The sequence below is a fragment of the Limosilactobacillus balticus genome, from assembly GCF_014145615.1.
Classification (GTDB): domain Bacteria; phylum Bacillota; class Bacilli; order Lactobacillales; family Lactobacillaceae; genus Limosilactobacillus; species Limosilactobacillus balticus.
This window is the reverse complement of the sequence record NZ_JACIVH010000074.1, coordinates 115,622-129,119: the sequence shown is the minus strand read 5'-3', so window position 1 is coordinate 129,119 and position 13,498 is coordinate 115,622. Positions and strand designations below refer to the sequence as shown.

At 36.7% G+C, this 13,498-nt stretch carries 10 protein-coding genes; 2 read left to right on the top strand and 8 right to left on the bottom strand.

Annotated features, from left to right (window positions below):
• Positions 1-2: 2 nt before the first annotated feature.
• The 5 genes from rpoB to adhP all read right to left on the bottom strand — a co-directional run bounded on the left by rpoB (position 3) and on the right by adhP (position 8,898).
• On the bottom strand, positions 3-3,620 hold the full coding sequence (gene rpoB / locus H5S10_RS08700) for a DNA-directed RNA polymerase subunit beta (RefSeq protein ID WP_003674901.1): 3,618 nt from the start codon (positions 3,618-3,620) through the stop codon (positions 3-5).
• A 226-nt stretch (positions 3,621-3,846) separates the two neighbouring features.
• Entirely contained in the window at positions 3,847-4,449 is a 603-nt protein-coding gene (locus H5S10_RS08695) for a TetR/AcrR family transcriptional regulator (protein ID WP_003664584.1), read from the bottom strand.
• Between the two features lie 272 nt (positions 4,450-4,721).
• Positions 4,722-7,214: an ATP-dependent Clp protease ATP-binding subunit gene (locus H5S10_RS08690; RefSeq protein ID WP_182589316.1), complete on the bottom strand. Its 2,493-nt coding sequence runs from the start codon at positions 7,212-7,214 to the stop codon at positions 4,722-4,724.
• Between the two features lie 14 nt (positions 7,215-7,228).
• A complete protein-coding gene (locus H5S10_RS08685; RefSeq protein WP_013923834.1) occupies positions 7,229-7,696 on the bottom strand; it encodes a CtsR family transcriptional regulator in 468 nt (155 codons plus the stop codon).
• Positions 7,697-7,869: 173 nt separating this feature from the next.
• The gene (gene adhP / locus H5S10_RS08680; protein ID WP_003674904.1) at positions 7,870-8,898 is read right to left on the bottom strand and encodes an alcohol dehydrogenase AdhP; all 1,029 of its coding nucleotides are present in this window, start codon (positions 8,896-8,898) and stop codon (positions 7,870-7,872) included.
• Positions 8,899-9,190: 292 nt separating this feature from the next.
• On the opposite strand from adhP, the gene H5S10_RS08675 reads away from it, so the two are divergent.
• The gene (locus H5S10_RS08675) at positions 9,191-10,150 is read left to right on the top strand and encodes an alpha/beta hydrolase (protein WP_182589315.1); all 960 of its coding nucleotides are present in this window, start codon (positions 9,191-9,193) and stop codon (positions 10,148-10,150) included.
• Positions 10,151-10,383: 233 nt separating this feature from the next.
• Here H5S10_RS08675 and H5S10_RS08670 read toward each other — a convergent pair whose 3' ends face one another.
• From H5S10_RS08670 to H5S10_RS08660, 3 genes are all read right to left on the bottom strand, one after another.
• Positions 10,384-11,526, bottom strand: coding sequence for a site-specific integrase (locus H5S10_RS08670; RefSeq protein WP_182589314.1), 1,143 nt, complete (start codon positions 11,524-11,526; stop codon positions 10,384-10,386).
• A gap of 106 nt (positions 11,527-11,632) precedes the next feature.
• Entirely contained in the window at positions 11,633-11,902 is a 270-nt protein-coding gene (locus H5S10_RS08665; protein ID WP_182589313.1) for a hypothetical protein, read from the bottom strand.
• A 97-nt stretch (positions 11,903-11,999) separates the two neighbouring features.
• Positions 12,000-12,230, bottom strand: coding sequence for a hypothetical protein (locus H5S10_RS08660; RefSeq protein WP_182589312.1), 231 nt, complete (start codon positions 12,228-12,230; stop codon positions 12,000-12,002).
• Between the two features lie 307 nt (positions 12,231-12,537).
• Between H5S10_RS08660 and H5S10_RS08655 the strand changes: the two genes are divergently transcribed.
• Positions 12,538-13,356 carry a helix-turn-helix domain-containing protein gene (locus H5S10_RS08655; RefSeq protein WP_182589311.1) on the top strand — a complete coding sequence of 273 codons (819 nt, stop codon included), beginning with the start codon at positions 12,538-12,540 and terminating at the stop codon, positions 13,354-13,356.
• Positions 13,357-13,498: the final 142 nt, after the last annotated feature.

Genomic DNA, 13,498 nt, shown 5'->3' with positions numbered 1-13,498 from the left:
TATTAATTTTGATTAGTTTTGTCATCGGTAGTTGTTGAAGTTGCTTCAGACTTGTTTTCTTCTTCGTTCTTCTTATCGTCTGTTTTATGTTCTTCTGCATATTTAGCTAATGCATCAACATTTACAACTTCATCATCATCTTCGTCCATGTTCTTTAACTGAATTTCCTTGTTGTTACCATCAAGAACCTTCATATCAAGACCCAATGCTTGTAATTCCTTAACAAGAACACGGAATGATTCTGGAACACCTGGCTTAGGAATTGGTTGACCATTGATGATTGCATCGTAAGTCCGAACACGACCAACAGTATCATCTGACTTGTAAGTAAGGATTTCTTGAAGGGTATAAGCAGCACCATAAGCTTCGAGAGCCCAAACTTCCATTTCACCGAAACGCTGTCCACCGAATTGAGCCTTACCACCTAATGGCTGTTGAGTAACAAGTGAGTAAGGACCAGTTGAACGAGCGTGAATCTTATCATCAACCATGTGAGCTAACTTAAGATAGTGCATTGAACCAACAGCAATCCGATTTTCAAATGGTTCACCGGTACGACCGTCATAAAGAATTGTCTTACCATCTTCTGGGAATCCAGATTCACGAACAGCATCCCAAACATCTTTATCAGATGCACCGTCGAATACTGGAGTAGCCATATGAATTCCAAGACGACGAGCAGCCATTCCTAAGTGCAATTCAAGAAGCTGACCAATGTTCATACGACTTGGCACACCCATTGGACTAAGCATAATATCAATAGGAGTTCCATCTGGCATGTATGGCATATCTTCTTCTGGCACAACGATAGAAACAGTACCCTTGTTACCGTGACGTCCAGACATCTTATCCCCAACTTGAATTTTCCGCTTTTGTGCAATGTAAACACGAACCATTGTATTTACACCTGGTGATAATTCATCCCCATTTTCACGAGTGAAGACTTTGACGTCTTGGATGATTCCGCCACCACCATGAGGAACACGTAATGAAGTATCACGAACTTCACGTGACTTTTCACCAAAGATAGCGTGAAGAAGGCGTTCTTCAGCAGATAATTCAGTCATTCCCTTTGGAGTAACCTTACCTACTAAAATATCTCCATCATGAACTTCAGCACCAACACGAACAATCCCGTTTTCATCAAGATCCTTCAAAGCATCGTCACCAACGTTTGGAATTTCCCGCGTCATTTCTTCAGGTCCAAGCTTGGTTTCACGTGCTTCAGATTCGTATGATTCGATGTGGATAGAAGTATAAACATCGTCTTTAACTAATCGTTCATTAATGGCGATGGCATCTTCGAAGTTGTATCCTTGCCAAGTCATAAAGGCGATTAATGGGTTTTGACCAAGAGCTAATTCACCTTGTTCCATTGATGGACCATCAGCTAATACGTCATCAGCATCAACATGTTCACCAACTTTAACAATTGGACGTTGGTTATAGTTCTTACCACCGTTTGAACGACGGAACTTCATTAACTTGTAAGTATCAAGTGTTCCGTCTTCTTCACGAACCCGTACTTCACGAGCATCCACATATTCAACCGTTCCTGGCTTCTTAGCAATCATTGCAACCCCAGAGTCATGGGCAGCCTTGTAGTCAATACCAGTACTTACTAATGGGGCATGTGGATTGATCAAAGGAACAGCTTGCCGTTGCATGTTAGCACCCATCAAGGCGCGGTTGGAGTCATCGTTTTCAAGGAATGGGATACATGCAGAAGCAACAGAAACAACTTGCTTAGGAGAAACATCCATGTAATCAATGTTTTCAACACTGGTTTCAATGTAGTCATCCTTATCACGAGCCATTACTTGATCGTCAACAAATGAACCATCATCATTTAATGGCGTGTTAGCCTGAGCAATGATGAAGTTATCTTCTTCGTCCGCAGTTAAGTAATCAATCTTATCAGTTACCTTGTGATCTTTCCAAGAAACACGACGGTATGGAGTTTCGATAAATCCATATTTATTTACCCGTGCATAAGATGAAAGACTGTTAATAAGACCAATGTTGGGACCTTCTGGCGTTTCAATAGGGCACATCCGGCCATAGTGAGTATAGTGAACGTCCCGGACTTCATATCCAGCCCGGTCCCGAGTTAAACCACCAGGACCAAGCGCTGAAAGACGACGCTTATGAGTTAATTCACCTAATGGGTTAGTTTGGTCCATGAACTGGGAAAGTTGGGATGAACCAAAGAATTCTTTAATAGAAGCAACTACTGGACGAATATTAATCAATTGCTGTGGAGTAACAGTGTCAGGATCTTGAATTGACATCCGTTCACGAACAACTCGTTCCATCCGTGCAAGTCCAATCCGGAATTGGTTTTGAAGTAATTCACCAACTGAACGAATACGACGGTTGCCTAAGTGGTCGATATCATCTGTGCTGCCAATGCCTTCTTGCAAGTTAAAGAAGTAGTTTAAGGAAGCAAGAATATCAGCTGGTTCAATGTGCTTGTATTCTAATGGAATATGACCGTTACCAATAATAGGTACAACTCGATCAGGATCAGTCTTAGAATATACTAAAATCTTTTGTAACTTAACTGGTTCAGTTACAACTGCTTCATCTGATGGAGTGTAAGTAATAGTCTTAAAGTCGTCACGGTCTAAATAAGGTTCAAGCTTATTTAGCAATTCCTTAGTTACCGTATCACCCTTTTGTGCCAATACTTCACCAGTATCAGGATCTGCTAAAGTTTCTGCTAAAGTTTGTCCAAGTAAACGGTACTTAAGCATTAATTTCTTGTTTGTCTTGTAACGACCAACTGGTGCCATATCATAACGCTTTGGATCAAAGAAACGAGCTGTTAATAAGCTCCGTGCTGAATCAGCAGTCTTTGGTTCACCAGGACGAAGCCGTTCATAAATATCCTTTAAGGCTTCTTCAACCCGAGAATCTTCAGCATTCTTATGAACATCTTTATCCAAGGTTAATGATAATGTCTCACTATCGCCACCGAACATGTCGATAATTTCATCGTCAGAACCAAAGCCCAATGCCCGAATCAATTCGGTCATTGGCAACTTACGAGTCCGATCAATGCGAACATATGAAACATTCTTAGCATCAGTTTCGTATTCTAACCATGCACCACGGTTTGGAATAAAGGTAGCACCGTAGTTTGGCCGACCATTCTTATCATTTTCTTCACTATAGTAGACACCTGGCGAACGAACTAATTGTGAAACAATAACCCGTTCGGCACCATTAATAATGAATGTACCTTGGTCAGTCATTAGTGGGAAGTCACCAAAGAATACATCTTGAGACTTAATTTCACCAGTTTCATGGTTAGTTAACCGTAACGTAACATGAAGTGGTGCTGAGTAATTAGCATCGTGTTCACGAGCTTCGTCAACAGTATACTTAGGTTCTAAAAGTTGATAGTCAACGAATTCCAAAGAAAGTTTTCCTTGAAAATCATCAATTGGCATAATATCATCAAACATTTCCCGCAAACCTTTTTCCATAAACCAATTGTAGGAATCGGTTTGGATTTCAATAAGGTTTGGCAATTCGAGAACTTCTTTAATTCGCGAGTAGCTACGACGGGTACGGTGTTTACCGTATTTAACTAAATGTCCAGCCAAACTGTTCACCTCTCTAATTTATTCCGTAAGTTCATTTAATATTACATTTTGATTACAATTTGCCCAAAATTCGACTTTTGGGCAAAAAAAATCCAAAAACAGTTCATCGACTGTCTTTGGCTTTTATGCAGAATCTGATGGACAATAGATCACCAGGTTCAAATGAACTCACAATTACATACTATTAAAGTATACAAGTTCTATTGAATTTTGTCAACAATTATTTTTATATTTTTTAATTTTTTCCGCCCCAATTTGACAAACCATTAATAATGCAGTCTAAGATCAATTGGTCACGTTGTTCTGGTGTGATTGAATGACCACCAATTAATTGAGAAGTACCAAAAATCGGAGTCAAACCTGCAATAAATAATTCAGCAGCTTCTTTCGGCAGAATATCAGGACGTAATCCTACATCTGGTTGACGGAAAAATGCTGCAATCGGTTCTAAATAATCCATTGTAAAAATCATATTAAGCTTTTGCTGGGCACTTTTTGATAATAGGCGCATCGCTTGATTGTATTGATCATAAATACTCAATGGATGATGTTTTTTTAACGCCTTGGTAATTTGCCATAATTGTTCATTCGGTGACAAATCATGTTTGCGCATTACTTTATTAATATCTTGGCGAACTTTTCCACATAAATTTGTCATTACGTCAAGGTATAAAACCTCTTTATCGCTGAAGTGGTGGTATAAAGCTGGTTGTGTAATTCCAATTTGTTTAGCAATATCTCGTGTAGAAGTTTCGCCAAATCCCTTTTGCAAAAATAGCTTTGTAGCAGTTTTCAAGATTGCTTGTCTCGTCTTTTCCAGTTGTTCTGCACGTTTCAAATATAACATCCCCTATTAAAATCATTGATTATCTGATAAACACATTATAAGACTATAACTTATCTTTTGACAACCGTTTCAGAAAAATAATCATCAAATGCGATAAATGAATGTAATTCGGTAGTTTTCTCTTCTGTTATCATTAGAGAACGAATATTGTAATTCTAGCATATTTAAAATACAAATATCTATTTTGTGTATTTTAAATTTAACAAAGGCAAAATTTAAAACGGTAAATTACTCTGCGCTTTCAGAATAATTTACCGTTCCTTTTACCTATTCAATTTTAATTCAACAGCTTTATCTTCATCCGGCTTCTTTACTTTAAAAGTAATTTTGCCTTGATGAGTACCTACTGTCACGTCATCTCCCACACTAATCTCACCGCTAAGTAGCCCAGTACTCAAATCGTCTTCAACATGATCTTGTAAAGCTCGCCGAAGAGGACGTGCCCCATAAGCAGGATTATAACCAAGCTTTGCAATTACATCAATTGCAGCAGGAGTAACTTTTAAGTTGATTCCTTGCTCGCTTACCCGCTTATTCAAGTCATTAACCATGAGCTTAACAATTTGATGAAGTTCCTTCTTTTGCAATGAATGGAAGATAATCGTCTCATCAATCCGATTAAGAAATTCTGGTCGGAAGTATAGTCTCATTTGTTGTTTAATCGCTGTTGCCATCGCATTATAATCTTGTGACATATCTTTCGCACCAAAGCCAACTTCTTTTTCATCTTGAAGTTGAGTTGCGCCAAGGTTAGAAGTCATAATAATAATCGTATTTCTAAAATCAACTCGGCGACCCTTTGCGTCAGTTAAGTAGCCATCATCTAAAACTTGGAGTAATAAATTAAATACATCAGGATGCGCCTTCTCAGCTTCATCTAATAAAACAACAGAATATGGATGTTGCCGTACTTTTTCAGTTAATTGGCCCCCCTCATCATAACCGACATATCCTGGAGCGGCACCGATCAATCGACTAGTACTATATTTTTCCATATATTCTGACATATCAATGCGAATCATGTTATCCTCTGAGCCAAACATTGCAGCAGCTAAGGCCTTTGCAAGCTCTGTTTTTCCTACCCCAGTTGGTCCTAAGAACATAAATGAACCAATCGGTCGTCTAGGATCCTTAAGACCGCTTCGTGCGCGCCGAATTGCCTTAGCGACTACGGCAACTGCTTCATCCTGTCCGATTACTCGTTGGTGAAGAACTTTCTCTAAGTTAACTAATCGCTCACTCTCACTCTTCTTCAATTGCGTTAAAGGAACACCTGTCCATTCAGCAACAACTTGTGCAATATTTTCACCAGTTACTTTCAATTTATAGTTATGAGAGTCCCTTTGTTGATCGCGTTGTTCTTTACGATCAATTTTATCTTTAAGCGCTAATTCTTGTTGGCGAAGAGCAGCTGCACGATCAAAGTCTTGATTATCAATTGCTTCTTCTTTTTGGGCGCGTAGATCTTCTAATTGACTTTCTAATGAAGGCTGATGATTTTTCTTATCTTCAGCATCAATTCGAACCATAGCTGCTGATTCATCAATAAGATCAATTGCTTTATCCGGTAAGAAGCGATCTGAAATGTAACGATCTGACAATTTAACCGCTTCTTCTAGTGCCTCATCAGTAATTTTAGCATGGTGATGATCCTCATACTTTGGTCGTAGTCCCCGTAAAATTTGCAGAGTTTGATCAGTAGTTGGCTCATCAACTTGAACAGTAGCAAAGCGTCGTTCTAGTGCAGCATCAGATTCAATATATTTCTGATATTCATCAAGGGTAGTAGCACCAATTGTTTGTAACTCCCCCCGCGCTAGGGCCGGTTTCAAAATATTAGATGCATCAATTGCACCTTCAGCACCACCAGCACCAATCAAGGTATGCAGTTCATCAATAAAAAGAATCACATGTCCATCTGTCTGAATCTCATCAATAACCTTCTTAAGGCGATCTTCAAACTCTCCTCGATACTTGGTACCTGCAACTAATGATCCCATATCGAGCATCATTAAACGTTTATTTGCTAATTCAGCTGGAACCTTACCTTCAACCATCCGCTGAGCAAGTCCTTCAGCAATCGCCGTCTTTCCTACCCCGGGTTCACCGATCAAAACAGGGTTATTCTTGGTACGACGACTAAGGATTTGTTCCACACGTTTAACTTCTTTATTTCGACCAATCACCGGATCAAGCTGACCATTCCGAGCAAGTTCTGTCATATCACGAGCCAACTTATCTAATGTTGGTGTCCCAGCTTGCTGGGTTCGACGACGAGCTTGTTGACGATTAGGATTACGCTGTTGACTATCAGCAATCCCTAACCGACGTAAGATTACTTTTCTCATCTGTCGCGGCACAACATCTAGGCTATACAAGATTCGTGAAGACAGAACACTTTCATCCGCAATTAACGCTAATAGCAAGTGCTCAGTACCAATTTTTAATGCATGCATTTGTTGGGCTTCTTTACCCGCTAATGATAATACCTGCTTTGCTTTTGGTGAATATGGAAGATAATCTGAAGCACCCAGATTTTCCATTGTTCCATAGCCAATTAAGCGTTCAATTTCTTCACGAATATCATCGCTCGTAATAGAAAATTGTTCAAATATCTTGTTAGCAATCCCATCTTTATCCATTGAGAGGGCAAGCAAAAGGTGTTCAGTCCCTACTGCTTGGTGTTTAAAGTATTTTGCTTGTTCTTGTGCAATTGCTAGAACATGCTTTGCACTTGGCGTGAACATATTATCCATGTACAATCCCCCTTTTAACTTTCATAACGAAGTCGATTCAAGAATGATACTAATATCCGAGCGCGAAGTTGATCTTCAATCTTACTGTCGTTAACTGCTAATGCTTGTTTAGATAATGCAACAAGCATAAGATCTCCTTCACGTCTCGTAATCACGTCTTCTTCATATAACGTTCGAACAATATCAAAGGCATCACGTTCACGAACCGAGTCGCCAATTGCTTGAATAAGTGAGTTTAGCACATTTACATCATCAAGTAAATTAACTCGCTCGATCCGAATATATCCACCGCCTCCACGCTTACTTTTTACTAAGTAACCATTTTGAATAGTAAACCTCGTTTTAATAACATAATTAATTTGTGACGGTACCACATCAAACTGGTTAGCAATCTCAGAACGACGAATCTCAACCTGAGCTGAGTCACCAAGTATTTCTTTTAAATATGCTTCGATAATATCTGAAATACTTTTATTCTCCATTATATCACCTCGGCTCTTTTGACTAATCTTGACCATTATTTTAACACACTTTTAGGGTCGGCGCCTACTTCTATGATTATTCAGTCATACATTTAAGAAAAGAATAAAGACTAGTGAAGCATTCAAGTGCGACACTAGTCTTTTAGAGAATTAAATATGAACTACTTTTTCAATTAGTCGTTATCGTTGTGAACAAAATCAACAACATTCCGACCAACAACCTTGTTATCCTTAAGTTCTTGGATCATATCATTAATTTCGCTTAACTTACGAGTCTTAACGATTGGGTGAACCTTACCTTCTGCACCAAATTGGAAACATTCAGCTAAGTCTTGACGGGTACCAACTAATGAACCAGCAACAATGATACCATCAAGAACAGTCTTAGCAATGTTAAGCTTCATGTCACCTTGTGGAAGAGCAACAGCAACAAGCTTACCATCTGGACGAAGCGAATCAACTGCTTGGTCGAATGCAGATGCGGAAACTGCTGTTACTACAGCGGCGTGAACACCGCCAACTTTTTCTTGAATTTGCTTATCAACATCACCGTCATGACGGTTAATTAAAATTTCAGCACCATTCTTCTTAGCAGCTTCAAGTTTATCAGGATTACCATCAACTGCAATAACATGAGCACCAAATACGTTGTGAGCAAATTGAATACCTAAGTTACCTAAACCACCAGCACCAACGATTGATACCCATTGACCTGGTTTGATGTCAGCAACCTTTAATGCCTTGTACATTGTAACACCAGCACAAGTTAATGAAGTAGCTTCAACAGGATCAAGACCTTCTGGAACCTTAACAGCGTAGTCAGCTGGGACAATACATTGTTCAGCCATTGCACCATCAGCAGTGTAACCCGCATTAAGAACGTTACGACAAAGGGTTTCACGACCAGTTAAACAATATTCACAGTGTCCACATCCTTTGAAGAACCATGCAATTGATACACGATCGCCAACTTTTAATGAAGTAACTCCAGGGGCAACTTTAGATACACGACCAACCCCTTCGTGACCGATAATACGACCTGGCTTCTTACCAAAGTCCCCAGCAGCAACGTGTAAATCAGTGTGACAAAGGCCACAATATTCCATGTCAACTAAAGCTTCACCGGGCTTCAAATCCCGAAGTTGAACATCTTTAACAGTAACAAAACCGTCTACTGGATCATTAATAACAGCAGCTTTCATAAGGTAAGATCTCCTTTATTAATAAACAAATTACTTTTTACAATGCTTATAGTACCACAACTCTTAGACAAATTTAAAGTGAAAATTTGCACATTTGATGAAACAAAAAATTTTGTTTTTTAATTAAAGAGCCGATATGACAATGATATGACCTAATAAATCAGTTTCTGCAACATTGTACAGTAAATCACTTACTAATTATCACTAAAAATTTACTGTTATAATTTTAGACGCTCCCTATTAATAATGAATGTTATAATTTAATCAATAAGATAAAGGAGTGAGTATAATAATGTCTTATGGATATATCACCAAGCTAAGTGAAAATGTAGATCGGCAACATGTTCGTTACAATAACCGTTATGGAACGGCGATTGCTGCTGATATCTATACCCCTAAGAATCTAGAAGAAGACAAATTGCTACCTGCCATCGTAATCGGGGCACCTTATGGAAGTACAAAAGAACAGGCAGCTGCAATTTATGCAAACACATTTGCTCAATTAGGTTTTGTTACTCTCGCATTTGATCAAGTATACATGGGGGAATCAGCTGGCGAACCACGCCATGTTGCTTCTCCAGACTTATACGCGGAATCTTTTAGTGCTGCAGTTGATTATCTAGGTACAAAAGCAAAGCATGTTAATCGTGAACAAATTAGTGTTATTGGTATCAGCGGGGGCGCTGGGTTTGCTCTTAGTGCTGCGGCTGTTGATACGCGAATTAAATCTGTTGTAACAATTTCAATGTATGATATGACAGATATTCGTGAGATGGCTAATTTTGCTCCTGAACAATTATTCCAACTTAAAGATCAATTATCAAGGCAACGGTGGGATGATTTTGAAAATGGGCAACCCGACTACCATCCATCCTTCCCAGAAGAACCATATGATAGTATTGACGATTTGCCAAATCATGATGAACTAACAAATGAGTGGCTTCGCTTTTATGCTCTTAAACGTGGATTCCATCCTAACGCACGCGGAACTGCAACAACTACTTCTAATTTAGCAATGCTTGAATTTTCCGCATTAGACTATATCAAAGAAATTTCACCACGACCAATCCTATTTATTTATGGAGACAATGCTCATTCTCGTTCTTATTCCGAGAGAGCTTATTACCTTGCTAACCAACCAAAACAAAGATTGATCGTAGAAGACTGTGAGCACATTGACCTTTATGATAATATGGAAAAAATTCCAGTAGATCAAATTGCAAAGTTTATAAAAGACAGTTTCAATGCATAATCAAACTATAGAAATGCCAATCAGCGTCTCAATTATGGAGTGCTGATTGGCATTTTAGTTTTAAATGTTTTCGAAGGTTAATAATAAAAGACTGCTATCTCTCTACTAAGAAAGTGATAACAGTCTTTTTAACTTATCGGAATTACAAGAATTATTTTGTATCCCTATCTTTCCTATTATATATAGAAAAAATAGCAAGTCCTAATTGCAACGACCAAAAATATCGACCAAATTTATCCTTCCATGAACGTAGCAAACTTTGATACTGCTTTCTTTTTATGCTGCTTACCGAGATGAACGTATAGGTCAAGAGTTGTTTTAATAGTTGAGTGCCCTAAACGTTCTTGTACATCTTTTGCTTGTACACCAGCAGAAAATAACATACTAGCATGAGTATGCCTAAAACCATGAGGACTAATATATCTTAGTTGATTGGCATTAGCAATATCATAATCCCAACGTCTCACATCCTGACGTACAAAAACACCTTCTGGACGATTAGGATTATTAAAAACATATCCATCTTTTAATTTAACTAACTTCGAATTAGTATATTTATGCCATTCTTTTAAGACTTTCAAAGTACCATCATCAATATCAATTGTTCTTATACTAAATTTCGTTTTAGGTTTATCAATGACTATCTCATTGTGTTCTTTAGTGTCAACACTTCTCGAAACACTAATAGATTGATTAAAAATATTAATATCAGACCATTTTAGTGCAAGTGCTTCACTTGGTCTTAGACCTGTATAGGCTAGTAAGCGAAAATACGTGTAATAAATAGGATTATCATACTTTTTACAAGCGTTTAAAAAAAGGTTCAGCTCTGTCTTACTATAATAATTAGTAAATGGCTGAGGTTCTTCTTTCAATCTTGGCTTTATGACTTTTGCCATTGGATTTGAAGTGATTAATTCCATTCGCCATCCATAATCTAATATTTTCCGAGCATAAGTATAGATTCTTTTATAACTTTTTGGATATTTCTTAAACCATTCATTAACGATAGATTGACACTTAATCACAGTTAATTTGTCCAAATAAAAACCGCCTAATGATCCTAGAATATGCTTATGAACTAATTGATTAACAACAGTATATGTCGAAGGTTTTACCGTTGTTCTATATTGAGGAAGCCATAAATCTACCAAATCATGAAATTTATATCTTTTTTTACTTGAAATAAACTCTCCTCGTTTCACCGCTTTTTTCATAGTTGCCAATGCTTCCAAGGCTTCTTCATAAGTCTTAAAAGATCTTTGCCTATGAATAACAGCTCCATTAAGTTCATTTACGCCTACATATAATCTAAAAGAGTATGGTTTTAATTTGCCAGGCGTATATTTTATTTTATTGGTTTTCTTATATTTCATAATATCTAACCCTCTATCACTTCTATCCTCAAGTATCACAGTAATAAATGGTTCATTACCATGATATATCATTTCTTAACAAAAGGGCCCTTCTATGGGCTTTTATTTATTTTTCTTTAGCTTTAAGCCAATTGATATATGTTTGTTTTCCATATACCTTTTGATTACCAACGTACGCAACAGGTAAGCCTGCTTTAACAAATTTCCGAATTGTCGGCTTTGTGAATCCTGTCCATTCTGCAAATTCATTTAGCTTTAGATAGGGTTTATTCGCAATACTTTCATTTAACTCTTTCTCTTTATGAATCATCATGATAATTTGATCACTAATATTTTTTAATTGTTCTGGTGTAAATAATACTTGTAACTTATTCATTTATTACTGTTCCTTTCTAAACTATTAAAATAAATTAGATGCTCACTATATTTAATATATTGCTAATTGATTTCTTTGCTTACCTATACATTTAATCCTACCTATTTTTCAGGATTAAAATTTCACGTTTTAACCCATTAATTTGCTTTAATAATTCATCATAGGCTTTAGCTGAATAAAATACTCCATCCCGCTCATTGCCTCTCATAACACTTATTGATAATCGCTTTGCTTCACTCAATTTTCGTGCTTTTTCAAAGCATTCCAAAAATGTATCTTTCTTTATACAAACTGTTTGTTCCCATTCAAAATTCGAATTATTAATCATGTTCTTCATTCCTTCCATACATATCATAGATGATTTTTAAGCTATTTAATTTCACATAAATCATCTATTGCAATACTTTTCGTATTTCTATGGCGTAGTATATACTTTATTTTTCAAAATGAAAAACGCAAAGTGCAAGGTTTTAATGCGCAGTTTTACGATACATATTTCCAACTAACTATATAATAAATATAGCAAAAACTAAAACTACCAACTATTACTAAACATAAAACGAATTTATCGTAAAATAGAGGTTGAGATTTCTCTCATATCTTTTCACATATAAAATTTATTTTAGGAGGACAAAATGACACTTGATGCAGATCTCCATTTAAAAGACGAACCAGACGAAGTCGTTAAGAAAAAGAGTTTTTTATATAAAGAGTGGTTAAAAGTAAAAAAAGAGCAAGGAGGATATTTCCTTCTTGCTAATGGCATTTTACAATATCTGCCTTTATTAAAAAGTTCAGCAGCAATGAATTTATATCTGTATTATGCAGAAGTTGCTAATAACAATGGTGGATACTCTTGGCATAGCATTGCTACTATATCAAAAAAATTGCAAACTAACCCAAGGACAATTAATAATTGGAATAAAGCTTTAAAAGATGCTGGTCTTATTTTAAGATTTTCTGGAGATAAAGGCTCTAATGTAACTCAGCTTTTACCACTTGATGATTTTGTCCTTAATGTAGATCATTTAAAAATAGACAAAGTAGAAGAAAAATTAGATGATGCTAAATTTGAATTTAAAACGGTAGTTTCTTTTTATATAAAGTACCCAAATATAGATCATAAAATTGTTTTTGCTCATAAAAAATACAGTATTTATGGCCTAAAATGTCATGATACTAAAAAAGAACTTAGTTTTTATCGCTATATCATATTAGAAGAAACTCTAGAAGGCGATCAAAAATTATTTAAAGATAAAAAATTTAAAAAAGATGTTTTATATTGGAAAGACGATAACAGTTCCGACAATAATTCGCTAAGTTTTATTTGTGATTTGTCCAAAGAGGATGAGTTAAGCTATAAAAAAAAGCTTAAATTATGTTTGCAACTAACTAGAAAGGGACTAATAAGCGAATACAAAACTGCTAATAAGGAAAAGAAAGTCACATTCTAATTTGTTATAATAAAAAAGTGCACTGGCTACCACCAATGCACAAGATGTCAACTTAGGAGCTGGTTACTCTGTTGCACTTGGCTGGTGGTGTATTGCCGTACACCAGGATAAGAGTGCTACCGTTAAGCTATCAGCCTAATTG